The 15,312-nt window shown below is 67.4% G+C and carries 10 protein-coding genes; 8 read left to right on the top strand and 2 right to left on the bottom strand.

Features of this window, described 5'->3' with window-relative positions; genetic code table 11:
• Positions 1-57: 57 nt before the first annotated feature.
• Positions 58-2,580 carry a polyphosphate kinase 1 gene (gene ppk1 / locus C1878_RS06100; protein ID WP_114600810.1) on the bottom strand — a complete coding sequence of 841 codons (2,523 nt, stop codon included), beginning with the start codon at positions 2,578-2,580 and terminating at the stop codon, positions 58-60.
• A 25-nt stretch (positions 2,581-2,605) separates the two neighbouring features.
• A complete protein-coding gene (locus tag C1878_RS06095; protein ID WP_114600809.1) occupies positions 2,606-3,532 on the bottom strand; it encodes an exopolyphosphatase in 927 nt (308 codons plus the stop codon).
• A 731-nt stretch (positions 3,533-4,263) separates the two neighbouring features.
• Between C1878_RS06095 and C1878_RS06090 the strand changes: the two genes are divergently transcribed.
• From C1878_RS06090 to C1878_RS06055, 8 genes are all read left to right on the top strand, one after another.
• Entirely contained in the window at positions 4,264-6,018 is a 1,755-nt protein-coding gene (locus C1878_RS06090; RefSeq protein ID WP_114600808.1) for a polyphosphate--AMP phosphotransferase, read from the top strand.
• 340 nt (positions 6,019-6,358) lie between these two features.
• Positions 6,359-7,639, top strand: a complete 1,281-nt coding sequence (gene srtB / locus C1878_RS06085) for a class B sortase (RefSeq protein WP_114600807.1) — start codon at positions 6,359-6,361, stop codon at positions 7,637-7,639.
• A complete protein-coding gene (gene purF, locus C1878_RS06080) occupies positions 7,636-9,114 on the top strand; it encodes an amidophosphoribosyltransferase (RefSeq protein ID WP_114600806.1) in 1,479 nt (492 codons plus the stop codon). The genes srtB and purF overlap by 4 nt, the downstream gene beginning before the upstream one ends.
• A 27-nt stretch (positions 9,115-9,141) precedes the next feature.
• Positions 9,142-10,287, top strand: a complete 1,146-nt coding sequence (gene purM / locus C1878_RS06075; RefSeq protein ID WP_114600805.1) for a phosphoribosylformylglycinamidine cyclo-ligase — start codon at positions 9,142-9,144, stop codon at positions 10,285-10,287.
• Between the two features lie 78 nt (positions 10,288-10,365).
• Positions 10,366-10,980, top strand: coding sequence for a phosphoribosylglycinamide formyltransferase (gene purN, locus C1878_RS06070; protein ID WP_114600804.1), 615 nt, complete (start codon positions 10,366-10,368; stop codon positions 10,978-10,980).
• Between the two features lie 80 nt (positions 10,981-11,060).
• Entirely contained in the window at positions 11,061-12,050 is a 990-nt protein-coding gene (locus tag C1878_RS06065; RefSeq protein WP_114600803.1) for an XdhC family protein, read from the top strand.
• Positions 12,051-12,132: 82 nt separating this feature from the next.
• Positions 12,133-13,707 carry a bifunctional phosphoribosylaminoimidazolecarboxamide formyltransferase/IMP cyclohydrolase gene (gene purH, locus C1878_RS06060; RefSeq protein ID WP_114600802.1) on the top strand — a complete coding sequence of 525 codons (1,575 nt, stop codon included), beginning with the start codon at positions 12,133-12,135 and terminating at the stop codon, positions 13,705-13,707.
• Positions 13,708-14,467: 760 nt separating this feature from the next.
• Entirely contained in the window at positions 14,468-15,292 is an 825-nt protein-coding gene (locus tag C1878_RS06055; RefSeq protein ID WP_114601002.1) for a J domain-containing protein, read from the top strand.
• Positions 15,293-15,312 lie beyond the last annotated feature (20 nt).

Genomic DNA, 15,312 nt, shown 5'->3' with positions numbered 1-15,312 from the left:
GATGGGAAAAGGCCCGGCGCTGCGGATTGCAGCGCCGGGCCTCCGTTATGCGGGAACCTATCGCACGAACTTGCTCAAAATGCGCACGAGCAGGCTGGGCTTGCGCGACCTCTCGTGAGAGGCGGGGGAAACCGCGATGGCCCTCGTCGTCGGCGCTTTACGCTCCGGCGCGCCTACGGCCGTCGTCACCGCCTGGACGGCGGCCTCGGCCGTCGCCTCGACGGCCGCCACGGCCGCTGCCGCCTCCTGCACGACCTCGGTTGCGGTCGCCGAAGTTTCCTCGCGCGCGGCGCGCACCCGGTTCGCGGTGCGGGCGGCCTCCTCCTCGGCTGCGGCGAGCCGGCGCTCCTGCGCCTGCTTGATGAAGTACTCCTGCGAGTCGAACAGCACGGTGTCGCCCTCGCCGTCCTTGCGCGCGAACGCGCCGAGCGGCGTGTAGCTCTTGTCGGGCAGCAGCTCGCGCAGCTTCGACGTGTCGTTCAGGCTCACGTCCAAATACCCCAGTATCTGCTCGCGCAGCTCGTCGTTCAGGATGGGCCAGGCTATCTCGATGCGCTTGTCCATGTTGCGCGTCATGAGGTCGGCGCTCGACAGGTACAGCTTCATCGTCTCGCGCGGCCCGAACCCGTAGATGCGGCTGTGCTCCAGCAAACGCCCCACGATGGACACCACGCGCACGTTCTCCGTGCAGCCCTCGAGCCCCGGCACGATGCACGAGATGCCGCGCACGAACAGCATGACGGGCACGCCCGCCTGCGAGGCCTCCACGATCTTCTCGATGACGTCCTTGTCGGTGATGGAGTTCGTTTTGAAGAACAGCCCGCACGGCTCGCCCGCCCGCGCGTGCTCGATCTGCGTGTCGATGCCCGCCAGGATCATCGGTTTGATCTGCAGCGGCGCCACCCACATGATGTCGTAGTTGTCCGACGTGTTCTCCAGCCCCATGTTGCGGAAGAACTCCACGGCGTCGCGCCCGAACGTGGCGTCGCACGTGACGAACGACAAATCGGTGTAGAGCTTGGCCGTCTTCTCGTTGTAGTTGCCGGTGCCCAGCTGGGTGATGTGCTGCAGGCCGTGGTCGGTCTGGCGCGTGATGCAGCATATCTTGGAGTGCACCTTGAAGTCGCGGAAGCCGTAGATGACGTTGCAGCCGGCCTGCTCGAAGCGCTGCGACCACTCGATGTTGTTGCTCTCGTCGAAGCGGGCGCGCAGCTCGAACAAGGCCGTGACCTCCTTGCCGTTCTCGGCGGCGGCAATGAGGGCCTCGGCCAGGTGCGACTGGCTGGCCAGCCGGTACAGCGTGATCTTGATGGAGATGACGGCTGGGTCGTGCGCGGCCTCGCGCAACAGCTGCACGAAGGCGTCCATGGTCTCGTAGGGGTAGGACAGCAGCGTCTCCTTCTCCGTCACCTGCTCGATGATGGAGCGGTTGCGGTCGAGGCACGCCGGCCACTGCGGGGAGAACGGCGGGTTCGTGAGCGCCGCGCGCTCTTTCTCGGGCAGGCGCGACGCCAGGCTGTACGTGTAGCTCATGTCCAGCGGCACCGGGGTGGCGTATATCTGGTGCGGCTTGAGGCTCAGGCGGGCCATGAGCAGCTTTCCCACGGTGCTCGAGAGAGGACGCTCGCTCTCGAGCCGCACGGGAGCCAAGCGCGAGCGTTTCTTCAGGATGCGCTTCATGTGCTCGCGGTAGTCCTCGTCGCTCTCGTCGGTGCCTTCGGTGGCGTCGAGGTCGGCGTTGCGCGTGACGCAGACGACGTTCGTGTGCTTCACCGTGTACATGGAGAATATCTCGGCCGACACCATCTCTATGGCATGCTCCAGCAGTATGAACTGCAGTCCCTTGCCCGGCAGCACGATGACGCGTTCGCATTGGCGCGGCATGGGCACCAGCCCCAGCGTCACGCCTTCGGCGCCCAGGTTCTTCGCCTTCTTCGCCTCTTTGACGGCCGTCTTGTCGGTTTTCTCGACCTTCTCCACCTTCTCGGCCTTTGCCGCGTCCTTCCGCTTCTGCTCGATCTCGTCGTTCAGGCGAACCACCACGTACAGCGCGCCGTTCTCCAGGTGGGGGAAGGGGTGGCGGGAGTTGATTATCTGCGGGGACAGGAACGGCACGACGTTGTTGTGGACATAGGACGACAGGTAGACGCGCTGCTCTTCGTCCAGCTCGTCGGGGCGCAGGTGGTGCACGCCGTGCTCTCCCAACAGGCGCCGCACCTCTTCGAAGGTGCGTTCTTGGATGGGGTACAACTCGTGGCAGCGCGCGTAGATGGCGTCCAGCTGCTCGGTCGGGGTCATGCCCGATTTCGAGTCGACGATGTGCTTCTTCACCAGCGACAGGTCGGTCAGGCTGCCCACGCGCACCATGAAGAACTCCTGCAGGTTGCTCCAGAAGATGGAGACGAAGTTCAGGCGCTCCAGCAAGGGCACCGTCTCGTCCGCGCCTTGGTCGAGCACGCGCTCGTTGAACGTGAGCCACGAGAGCTCGCGGTTCTGCAGGTAGGGGGCTGCCTTCTGAGGGGCGGCGTCCGTCGCGTCCGCAGCGTTCTCGGGGCTCGGCAGATCCTTCACAGCGTCCATGGTGCTCCCTTCGTCGTAAAACCCGCTAGCCCAGCACGCGCTCGATGAGGTAGCCCTCGCGCACGCCGTACTTGCATATCTCCAGTCTCCCGGCGCGAAAATCGCTCATGAGGGTGTCCAGTATCAGGCACCCCGGCACGAGCGTGTGGACGCGCTCCGCCGACGCCTTGAGCGCGAGGTGTGCGAACGCGCACGCGTCGGTGCGGCATAGGTCCAGTATGGCACGAATCTCGGCGGCCGTCATCGATTTCGGCCGGGCGATTTCGCCCGATACCTGGGCGTGCATCTTCGCGGCCGCGCGCACGCTGCCGCCGATGCCGTAGATCGCGTCCGCCCGGTAGGCGTCCTGGTCGGGCAGCGCGGCCAGGCGTTCGTAGAGCGCGCCCACCACGGCGTCCATCTCGTTCGGCGTGGGCAGGATGGCGCGCACGAACGAGGTGTACGACGAAAGCGATCCCTGGCCCAGGCTCACGTTGTCGTAGTCGCGCCCGCCCTCGATGCGGGTGAGCTCCGTGGAGCCGCCGCCGATGTCCACGAGCGTTCCGCGCTCGATCTCGCGGTCGCACGTGGCGCCCACGAAGCCCAGGTGCGCCTCGTCGCGCGCCGAGAGCAGGGAGATGGGCAGCTCGGTGTCGCGCCCGATGGCGGCGACGGCTTCGGCGCCGTTCGACGCGTTGCGCAGCACGGCCGTGGCGAACACGTCGACGCGCTTGCAGTCGAAGTACCGCGCGCGCTTCGCGTGGCCTTTGAGCACGCTCACCGCGCGGCGGACGCCGTCTTCGGTGAACGCGCCGTCGTCGGTCACGAAGGCGGAAAGGCCCGCCATGACCTTGTCGTTTATCAGGCTTTTGAAATCCTTGTTCGTGTACGTCTTGCGACGGTCGTCCTTGACCTCGTACACGACGAGGCGGATGGTGTTCGACCCCAGGTCTATCACGGCGTAGTTCGGCATGGCTCTTCTTGTCTGTCGGGCGGCGCGACCTTCGCAGGGCGCACCGCGCTTTTCGGTCAATAATCCCATTCTAGGGAAACCCCGCCGCGCGGCAAAGGGCGCGATGGAATCGGAGGCGATATTTTACCTGCCGTTGACGTTGCGGATCGGCCGGCATCCCGCGCGTTCGCCGTTTCGCGCGAGGGGTCGCGGGCCGCGCGGCCGAAGGATGTCGGGCGACACAAGTGAGAGGCGCCGAGGCTCACGTTCCCGTGCGAGGCTCGCAGCTCGCAGGCTTCTGCCGCCTGCTCCTTCCCCTGTCCAGCGCAGGTCGACATCGAATGCAATCTGAAGGCCGATTTCCGAGCGGAAATGACGGTAGTGTACGGATTCCGCGGCTCCAAGCCCAGCTCGGAGGAGCAAGAGCGCTTTCTGAAGGCCCCTCTCATCCATGGGCCTGATTGCCAAACCGCGTGAACAGGGAAAACGCCGCTGCCTAGTCCAAGTGCCAGAGCTTTGGCGGTACCCTACCGTGATTTCTACTCGGAAATCGGCCTTCAGATTGCATAACGGCCACGTCTCGCAGGCCGTGGCGTCGGCGAGTTCGTGAGCGTTTTCGACGGAGCGGGGCATCGGTGTCCGACAAAGCCGCCCGGCATCGGCGCGCTGCGCGCGGCGCTTCTCGTTCGGTCGCCCGGGCCCCTTGGCGGCTTGTGCTATGATGGCGGCACGGTTTCGGGAAAGGACGCCCCATGCTCGAGTCGATCGACCTCTCACGCCCGCATCTATCCAAGGAAGAGTACAAGCCGCGCCGCGACGCGCTCATGGAAGAGCTCGTGGTGCTGCAGCAGGAGGCGGTGAAGAAAGGCGTCGGCCTGGTGGTGCTGTTCGAAGGATGGAACGGCGCGGGCAAGGGCAGCCGCATATCCGACCTCATGTACAACCTGGACGCCCGCGCCACGAGCGTCTACGTCACCGAGGACCTGGACGTCGAGGCCGCCCGCGCCTTCCCGGGCGCTCGGGAAGGCGTGACGGGGTTCTACCCGGTCATGCAGGAGTTCTGGCACGCGCTCGGTCCGCGCGGCGCCATGACGTTCTACGATCGCGGCTGGTACACCGCGGCCACGCAGCACATGCTGTACACCGAGTTCGGCGCGCTCTCGCTGGGCAGCCCGCACGACGGGGAGGGCAAGGGGAAGAAGGGCGGCAAGAAGGCGGCCGCCGCCATGGAGCGGGCGCGCGACGAGCGGCACATCGACCTGCTGCGCCGCTACCTCACCTCCGCAGCCGACTTCGAGCGCCAGCTGGTGAACGACGGCTACATCGTGGTGAAGTTCTTCGTGCACGTGGGACAGGACGCCCAACGCAAGCGCCTCGAGCGCCTGCACGACGATCCGGCCACCCGCTGGCGCGTGAGCGAGGAGAAGCTGGCCAGCGCGCGGAACTACGCGCAGGCCTACCGCCTCTACGACAATCTGCTGGAGGGAAGCGACTTCTCGTACGCTCCGTGGCATTTGGTGAACGGGGAGGACAAGCGCGCGGCGAACCTGACCATCGCCGAGACCCTTGTGGCGGCCGTCAAGGGCGCGCTGGCCGCCCAGCCCGATCCCGCCGTGGCCGAGGCGGCCGCGAAGGCGCAGGCGAACTCGGCCGGGCTGCTCGACGAGGCCCCGCAGGGCGAGCGCACTCCCGAGCAGGAGCGGGCCGTGCGCGCCGCCGCCGAGCGGGAAGCCGCCGAGGCGAGCGCCCGCGCGCCGCATTCCTCGCGCTTCGCCATCGTCGACGATTTCCCCTCCCTCGACGCGGTGGACCACGGGCTCGCACTCGACCCCGATTCCTACAAGCGCGAGCTCAGGGCCGAGCAGGACCGCCTGAACCGGCTGGAGATGGAAATGTACCAGAAGCGCATCCCGCTCATGGTCATGTACGAGGGCTGGGACGCCGCGGGCAAGGGCGGCAACATCAAGCGCGTGGCCCAGGCGCTCGACGCGCGCGCCTACACGGTGTTCCCCTCGCCCGCGCCCACGAAGCCCGAGCTCCTGCATCCCCATCTGTGGCGCTACTGGACGCGCCTGCCGAAGGCGGGCCACGTGGGCATCTACGACCGCAGCTGGTACGGCCGCGTGCTCGTGGAGCGCGTGGAGGGCTTCGCCACGCCGTCCGAATGGAGCCGCGCCTACGACGAGATCAACGAGTTCGAGCGCGAGCTCGTGCGCTGGGGGGCCATCCTGCTGAAGTTCTGGGTCGACGTGAGCCCCGACGAGCAGCTGCGCCGGTTCCGCGACCGCGAGCAGGATCCGGCCAAGCAGTGGAAGATCACCGACGAGGACTGGCGCAACCGCGACAAGTTTCCGCAGTACAAAGCTGCCATCGAGGACATGTTCCGTCTCACGTCCACGACGTTCGCGCCTTGGACGGTGCTGGAAAGCGACGACAAACGTTACGCGCGCGTAAAGGCTTTGAAAATAATCAACGACGCGCTCGAAGCGCGCTTGCGCGAAAAGTGATATAGCGCTACCATGGGCGGATAAACGAAAGCAATCGTGCGCGCTCGCGTGCTTGAAAAGGGGTAGCAGGTATGGAATCTTTCTTCGGCATCGTTCCCATGTGGGCCATTTGGGTCATCGTGGCAATCATCGTGCTCATCATCGTCATATTCATCGCGAAGGGCTTCATCGACGAGATGCGGAAGAAGTAGCGCGTCTCATTGCAGCTTCGTGAAATATGAGCGTTTTCATGGCATCGCGCCCCCATTCCGGGGGCGTTTGCTTATTATGGTAACGGTCTAGGGGGCGGCGGGACCAAGCCCGTGCGCTGCCCGAGCATTCGTCCATCCGAAAGGGAGCTATGGCCGAGTATCGACAATATCCCGATCCGGCGCCGCGCGGCCGCCACGCGCAGCACGCATCCTCGCAGCCCGGCGCGAGCGAGCAGGCTCCGCGCCAGGGGGCGCATCAACAGCAACAACCGCGGCCGCAGCAGCGCACGCAGGCCCAGCGCGCGGCCCAGCCGCAGCACTCCGCGCAGCCCGCGAACGCGCAGCCCCGGCGCGCGCCGCACCAGCAGGCCGCGTCCGCAGGCGCGCCCGTCCAGCAGCACACAACCTCCCCGCAACCGCAGCGCCGCGCGGCCCAGCCGCAGCGCCAAACGCCTCCCCAAGGGCACTCCCGGCAACAGCCTCCGCAAGGATACCGTCCCGCCCAGGCAGGCGCGGCTCCGGCCGTGTACGGCGTGGCCGGCAACGGCGGCCGCGGCGGCAAGGGGAAGAACCAGGGCGGCAAGAAGAAGGGCGGCCCCTGGCGGATCGTGTTTTGGATCGCGCTCGTGGTGTTCGTGGTCGCGCTCGCGGCGCTCGGCGTCATCGCCTTCAGCTACTGGCAGGGCCAGAACGCCTACGACTCCGTGGCCCAAGAGGTGTTCGAGCCCCCCGAGGACATCGAAGGCGCGGCGCTCGCCGACATCACCGTCGACTGGGAAAAGCTCAAGGCCATCAACCCCGACACCGTGGGCTGGGTCTACATCCCCGGGACGGCGGTGAACTACCCGATCGTGCACACCACCGACGACGAGAAGTACCTCACCACCGATTTCAACGGCCAGCAGACGTGGGGTGCCACGTACGGGTCCATCTTCTTGTCGGCGGCCAACGCGGCCGACTTCTCCGATGCGAACAACATCGTGTACGGGCACCACCTGAACAACGGCTCCATGTTCGCCGCCATCACGGGCTTCGACAACGCGGACCAGTTCAACGCCCATCGCACGGCGTACGTCCTCACGCCGCAAGGCAACTTCAAGCTGCGCACGTTCTCGCTCGTGCACGTGGCGGCCGACGATCCGCTCGCCCAAACCGCGTTCGCCTCCGACGAGGAGCGCGCGGCTTACATACAGGACAAGGTGGACCGTTCGGTCGTGGCGGCGTCCAACGTGCCGTCGCCCGCCGACATCGCGCATATGTTCGCGTTCGCAACCTGCGACAACCTGCCGAGCGACGGGCGCTACGTGCTGTTCTCGTACATCGAGGAGAGCACGGTGGCGAACGTCGCGGCCGTGGGCGGCTCCGACGCCGCACTCGACCCGGAGGCTGCCGCCGCCGTGGGCGACGCTTCGAAGGAGATCGCCGCATGAGCACGTCCGTTCTGCCCGGGGAGCGCCCCGACCGCCTCGAGGAGGCCTGCGCCGTGTTCGGCGTGTACGCGCCCGGCGAGGACGTGGCCCGCATGACGTGCTTCGGCCTGCAGGCGCTGCAGCATCGCGGCCAGGAAAGCGCGGGCATCGCCGTGGGCGACGGCGAGACCATCATGGCGGCCAAGGACCTGGGCCTGGTGACCCAGGTGTTCGACGAAGCCAGCCTGGCCGCGCTCGAGGGATTCGTGGCCGTGGGCCACGCGCGCTACTCCACGAGCGGCGGCGCCGCGTCGTGGGAGGCCGCCCAGCCGCACATCTCGGCCATCGACGACGTGCTCATCGCGCTCGCGCACAACGGCACGCTCGTGAACACGGACCGGATCCGCGCGCTCCTCGAGGGCAGGGGCGTGCAGTTCCGCTCGAGCACCGACAGCGAGGTGGCCGCCAAGGCCATCGGCGAGGTCACGCAGACCACGCACCATCTGCGCAACGGCATCCGCCGCGCCATGGAGGAGCTGTCGGGGGCCTACGCCATGGTGCTGGCCAGCCCCAGCTCGCTCTACGCGTTCCGCGATCCGAACGGCATCCGGCCTTTGTGCATCGGCGAGCTTCCCGACGGTCGCGGTTGGGTGGTGTCGAGCGAGACGTGCGGTTTGGACATCGTGGGCGCCGAGTACGTGCGCGACGTGGCCCCGGGGGAGATCGTGCGCTTCAACGAGGAGGGCATGCACGCCGAGCAGGGGGTTCCGGCCGGCAAGCCGGCGGCCTGCATCTTCGAGTACGTGTACTTCGCGCGCCCCGACAGCGTGATCGACGGGCAGAGCGTCTACCAGGCCCGCCGCAACATGGGCCGCATCCTGGCCCAGGAGGCGCCGGCCGAGGCCGACCTCGTGCTGGGCGTGCCCGATTCGGGCGTGCCCCCGGCGCTGGGATACGCGCACGAAAGCGGCATCCCGTACGCCGACGGCATCGTGAAGAACCGCTACGTGGGGCGCACGTTCATCGAACCCACCCAGGCCATGCGCCAGCTGGGCATACGCCTGAAGCTCAACCCGCTGCGCTCGGTCATCGAGGGCCAGCGCCTCGTGGTCATCGACGACAGCATCGTGCGCGGCAACACGTCCAAGAAGCTCGTGCAGATGCTGCGCGACGCGGGCGCGACCGAGGTGCACCTGCGCATCGTGAGCCCCGAGGTGGGGTGGCCGTGCTTCTACGGCATCGACACCGACACGCGCGACCAGCTCATCGCGGCGAACATGACGCTCTCCGAGATGAACGAGTGGATAGGGTCGGACTCGCTGGCGTTCATCTCGCTCGAGGGCCTGCGCGCCTCCGTGCCCGACGTGCGCTGCCGTGGTTTCTGCGACGCGTGCTTCACGGGCGACTACCCGGTGGAGATTCCCGCCGCCGTGGCCAAGAAGAGCCTTCTCACCAAAAAGGATTTCGAAGACGTGTACGCCGAAGGCAGCCAGTAGGGGCCGACGATACAACAAGGAGCAAAGATGACCGAGAGAATAACCGTGAGCGCCGCCGACCAGACCGACGGTCCCGCGATGCCCAGCTGGATGGACGAGGACGCCACGACGTACGCCCAGGCCGGCGTGGACACGGCCGAGGGCGCGCGCGCCGTGGACGCCATCAAGGGCGTCGTGCACGACACGTACCGTCCCGAGGTGGTGGGCGACATCGGCGGCTTCGGCGGCCTGTTCTCCATCGCGGCCGCCAAGGACATGGACGACCCGCTGCTGGTGAGCGGCACCGACGGCGTGGGCACGAAGCTCAAGGTGGCCCAGCTGGCCGGCAAGCACGACACGGTGGGCATCGATCTGGTGGCCATGTGCGCCAACGACATCCTGGCCACCGGCGCCGAGCCGCTGTTCTTCCTCGACTACGTGGCCATCGGCAAGCTCAAGGCCGAGAACGTGGCCGAGATCGTGGCGGGCATCGGCGAGGGTTGCAAGCAGGCGGGCTGCGCGCTCATCGGCGGCGAGATGGCCGAGCACCCCGGCGTCATGGACCCGGACGACTACGACCTGTCCGGCTTCTGCGTGGGCGTGGTCGACCGCGCGAAGATGCTCGATCCCGAGAGCGTGCGCGAAGGCGACGTGCTGGTCGGCCTGGCCTCGAGCGGCCTGCACTCCAACGGCTACTCGCTGGCGCGCAAGGTGTGCGTGGAGGGCAAGACCCACTACGAACTGCGCCTCGAGCGCGAGGAGCTGGGCGGCGCCAGCCTGCAGGACGCGCTGCTCGAACCCACGCGCATCTACGTGAAGCCCGTCCGCTCCGTGCTCGCCGCCTGCCCCGGCGCCGTGCGCGCGCTCGCCCACATCACGGGCGGCGGCATCTCCGAGAACCTGGACCGCGCGCTGCCGAAGACCTGCGACGCGCAGGTCGACCTGGGCACGTGGCCGGTGCCCCCCGTTGCGAAGTTCGTGTGCGACGCCGCTCACCTCGACGAGACCGAGGCTCTCAAAACGTTCAACATGGGCCTTGGCATGGTGCTCATCGTGGATCCCGAGCGCGCGGACGAAGTCGAGGCCGCACTGGCCGAAGCGGGCGAGGCCACCTACCGCGTCGGCCGCATCGTGGCCGGCGAGGGCACCGTGACCTACGCCAACGAAGGCGAGCTGTACGGGTTCGAAGGGTAAGCGGGCGACCGTCCGCGCGATACCGATCGAGCGGACGGCTGGAAACCTGTGGCGAGCAAGCTGAACGAAGGGGATAGCGTGGACAATCTCAAGATCGGCGTGCTGCTGAGCGGCAGCGGCACGAACCTGCAGGCCATCATCGACGCGGTGCGCGACGACGGGCTGCCGGTGGACGTCGTGTGCGTGGTGTCGTCGCGCCCGGACGCCTATGGTATCGAACGGGCGCGCGCGGCGGGCATTCCGGCCGTGGCGCTCAACCGCGACGTGTACGCCGACGCCGAGGCGGCCGACGCGCGCATCGTTGACGAGCTGCGCGACGCCGGCGCCCAGTACGTGGTCATGGCGGGCTACATGCGCAAGCTCACGCCCGTCATGCTGGACGCGTTCCCCGACCGCGTGCTCAACCTGCACCCGGCGCTGCTGCCGTCGTTCAAGGGCGCGCACGCCATCGCCGACGCGTACGAGGCGGGCGTGAAGGTGACGGGCGTGACCGTGCACTTCGCCAACGAGGACTACGACAAAGGGCCCATCGTGGCCCAGCGCGCCGTCGAGGTGCGCGAGGGCGACGCGCTCGAGGACTTGGAGGCGCGCATCCACGAGGCAGAGCACGTGCTGTACCCCCAGGTGCTGCGCCTGGTCGCCGAAGGCCGCGTGAAGGTCGGCGAAGATCGCAAGGTGCACATACTGTCCTAGCATGTCCTAAAAGGGTGTCCCAAAAGGGGACAGTCCCCTTTTGGGACATTTCGACCCGTTTCGAGCAAGGAGCCCGCATCATGAACAAGGAAACGCTGCAAACCATAGTCGCCGACCTGCGGGAAGGGCGAACGCCCGCGCTATCGGTCGAGGACTTCCCCTGCTTCTCGGAGGAGGCGCTCGAGGGCAACGAGCATGTCGATCCGTCGTATCTGGACACGGTGGCGGCCGCTTTGTCGGAGGCCGACATCCCCACGTTCGAGCGCGCGCTGCGGGCCATGGACGAGGGCGATCTGGCCTGGCTCGGCTTCAAGATCGTTTACGACGCGGCCGAGGCCGTTGCCAACACCGACAACGAGGTGACGAAGAAGTACGGCGAGCAGGGTTCCGCCGACGGCGAGCCGCTCGTGTTCTTCTGCAACGACGCCAAGGAGATCGTGGCTTCGCGCGAGCCGTCGCCGCGCGACGTGTTCCAGATGAAGGACGTCACGCGCGGCCCCTCGATGCACAACGAGCAGTTCGAGGGCCTCACGTGGGCGAGCGCGCCCTTGTTCGACCAGGTGCGCGTGTGGCTGCTCGGCGCGTCCGACGCCGCGAGCGAGGTGGCGGCGCTCGCCGACCACGTGGGCTTCGCCGTGACGGTCGTGGACTACGACGAGGCGTACGTGAGCGAGGCGCGCTTCCCCCGCGCCCAGCGCATCGTGCTGCCGGGCGGCAACTTCGACGCGCTCGCCGACGTGGCATGCGCGCCGGAGGACTACGTGTGCGTGCTCACCCGCGGCCACATGTTCGACCCCGAAGGCTGCGTGTGGGCCACGGGGCACCACGCACACTACGTGGGCATGATGGGCTGCGCCGGCAAGAACGACCGCGTGCACGAGCTCGTGCTGGCCGCCGGGGCCTCCGAGGAAGATTGGGAGCGCGTCAAGCGCCCCATCGGCCTGAAGTTCGGCGCGAAGACGCCCGCCGAGCTGGCCATCGCGATCGTCGCCGAGTTGGTGGACGTGCGCTACCGTCAGCGCTACAGTGAGGAAGCGATCGAGCGCCACGAGAAGAGCCTCGGCAGGTAAGCCGATAAGCAGAGCCTGTTTCCCGTCGCCGATCGACGGGTTCGCCATAGCAGGAAAGCAACGAGAGAGGATGTAAGACCATATGAGCAATCCGAAAGTGAAGCGCGTTCTGGTGTCCGTCACGGACAAGACGGGCGTGGCGGACTTCGCCCGCGCGCTCGTGGACGAGTTCGGGGCGGAGATCATCTCCACGGGCGGCACCGCCCGCGCCCTCAAGGACGCCGGCGTGCCCGTCACGCCCATCGACGACGTGACGCAGTTCCCCGAGATGATGGACGGCCGCGTGAAGACGCTGCACCCGCGCGTGCACGGCGGCCTCTTGGCCAAGCGCGACAACGCCGACCACATGGCCCAGGCGGCCGAGCACGGCATCGAGATGATCGACATGGTGGTGGTGAACCTCTACGCCTTCGAGAAGACGGTGGAGGGCGGCGCCGACTTCGGCACCTGCATCGAGAACATCGACATCGGCGGCCCGTCCATGCTGCGCTCCGCCGCGAAGAACTTCGAGAGCGTGGCCGTGGTCACGCGTCCCGACAGCTACGACACCATCCTGGCCGAGATGCGCGCCAACGACGGCGCCACGCTGCGCGCCACGCGCGCCAAGCTCGCGCTCGACGTGTTCGAGACCACGGCCACCTACGACGGCGCCATCGCCGCGTGGATGGCCGGACAGCTGGAGGGCGAGGGCGAGGCCAAGTTCCCGGCCCGTCGCACCGTGCGCCTGTCGAAGGTGCAGGACCTGCGCTACGGCGAGAACCCGCACCAGTCCGCCGCGTTCTACCGCCGCGACGACTTCGCGCATGCCGCGCACAGCCTGGCCCACGCCAAGCAGCACCAGGGCAAGGAGCTTTCGTACAACAACTACCTCGACCTCGACGCCGCCTGGACGGCCGTGCGCGAGTTCGACGAGCCGGCCTGCGTCATCGTGAAGCACCTCACGCCCTGCGGCGTGTGCCAGGACGACGACCTGGTGGCGGCCTACCAGCGCGCCCACGCGTGCGACCCGGTGAGCGCCTACGGCGGCGTCATGGCGTTCAACCGCCCCGTGACGAGCGACGTCGTGGTGGCCATCTTCGACAACAAGCAGTTCGTGGAGGCCATCATCGCGCCCGAGTTCGCGGGCGACGCGCTTGACATGTACAGCGCCAAGAAGAACGCGCGCCTGCTGTCCACGGGCGGCGTGAACCCGGCCGGCGGGGAGGTGGAGTACCGCGCCGTCGAGGGCGGCCTGCTGTGCCAGGACTCCGACGCCGTGGCCGAGGACCCTGCCACGTTCACCGTGCCCACGAAGCGCCAGCCCACCGAGGATGAGATGGCCGAGCTGCTGTTCGCGTGGAAGGTGTGCAAGTCCATCAAGTCCAACGCCATCGCCATCACGAAGGACCACGCCACCATCGGCGTGGGCGGCGGCCAGCCGAACCGCGTGAACTCCGCGCGCATCGCCGTGGAGCAGGCGGGCGAGGCGGCCCGCGGCGCCGTGGCGGCGTCCGACGCGTTCTTCCCGTTCCGCGACGGCCTCGACGCGCTGGCCGAGGCCGGCGTGACGGCCGTCATCGAGCCGGGCGGCTCCATCCGCGACGAAGAGGTCATCGCCGCCGCCGACGAGCAGGGCATCGCCCTCGTGTTCACCGGCCATCGCCACTTCAGGCACTAGGACTCGGATCGGGGCCGCATCGGAAGTCCCGTTTCGTTGGTCGTGGGCGGCAGGGGCTCTGCCCTTGCCGCCCGACAAGGCGGGTTTCCGCGATCGCGCCGGTAAAGGCGAGCTCCTGCTCTGCCGGGCGGCAGGAGCGATCGGGCGCCGAAGGGGCTTTCGCCCCAACTCGGACGACTCGATGCCGTGCTCGCCCGATTCGCAGGATAATTCGTTTTTCTGCCGCGCATCTCGCGTGCCGGTCGGAGGCTTGTCCTTCCGAGATCGCCGTCCAATCCGCAAAATTCGTTTCAGAATGGATTTCTGCTAAAAAATGACGTTTGTGAACGAATCATCGACTCATTTTATATATATGTAAAAGTATCATTAAATATAAAGCCAGGTGAGGAAGACGTGCTTTTCACTATCCTCGCAAAAGATCGTTCACAAACGTGATTTTTCAGCAGAAACATGCGATTTCAGAAGATTTTCGTTCCGCGGGTGCGGCGCGGGGGTCGCGTCCCGAAAGCGTTTGCCCTGGGGACCGTCGCGCGCGGCGCGAACGGGCGGGCCGTGTTCGGAATCGCGGCGCATGAAGGCATTCGTTGTAGACGATGCGCCTGCGCGGGTCGCAGGCGTATCGTGCGGCGTGCAAACGCTTCGCACCCCGGGGCCGTGCTCGCCCCGTGAGCCCGGTCGCTTGTGTTTGTTCCTTGACGGAGGTGCGACGGTGGTATGGCGAAAGGCATAGCTGCTGGTGGGCTTCGGTATAGTGGCAGGCATGAAGAAATCCGAAGCGTTGAACATACTGGGGCTTTCCGACGGGGCTGCCGACGACGAGGTCAAGCGGGCCCATCGCAAGCTGGTGGTCGCCCATCACCCGGACAAGTTCGCCTTGGATTCGAAGGAGCGCGCCGAGGCCGAAGAGCTCACGAAGCGCATCAACGAGGCTCGCGACGTGCTGCTGAACCGCTCATGGACGCCCGAGTTCGACCCGCGTCGCGATCCGCGCCCCTATGCGAACAACCCCTACGCGCACCCTGGTTACGGCGCGCCCGCAGGGCGACCCTCCCCGGGCGGGCCAAGCGCGCAAGATCCGTTCGCAGGTTGGCCGTTCGGCCAGGGCCAGGCCGCGCCGGGACGGACCACCTACGTGTGGACGTCGTGGGACGGCGCGCAAACGGCCGGCGACCCCTTCGACCCCTTCGCCCCGTTCCGCGCGGCCGAGCCGCGCAAGACGCCGCGGGAGATGCTGGCCGAGGCGACGCGCGCCCTCAAGAACGAGGCGGTCGTCGTGGCCGTCAAGGCGGCGGTGCTCGTGGCGGCCGCGCTTTTGGGAACCACCGCCACGGGGCTGTTCTTCTACGTGGTGGTTTCGCTCGTCTACGGTCTTTGGAAGCGCTTGGGCAGCTGCCTCATCGGGCTCATCGTGCCCATCGCCTTGGTGGGAGCCCCCTTCGTGTTCCTCATCGCGCCGAGGCAGGGGGCCGTTACCGTGGTGCTGGCCATCGCGTTTCTCGCGGCCGTGCTGTTCGACGTGACGAACCTGCGCGACCGCGTCCGCGCCTACCGCGCGGCGAGGCGGGCTGCCGACGGCGCCCGGTAGGCAGCCGCAGGGCTTCGCCC

This window comes from Gordonibacter sp. 28C (assembly GCF_003339845.1).
Taxonomy (GTDB): Bacteria; Actinomycetota; Coriobacteriia; order Coriobacteriales; family Eggerthellaceae; genus Gordonibacter.
The sequence above is the reverse complement of the archived record's forward strand: the minus strand, read 5'-3'. Positions and strand labels throughout refer to the sequence as shown.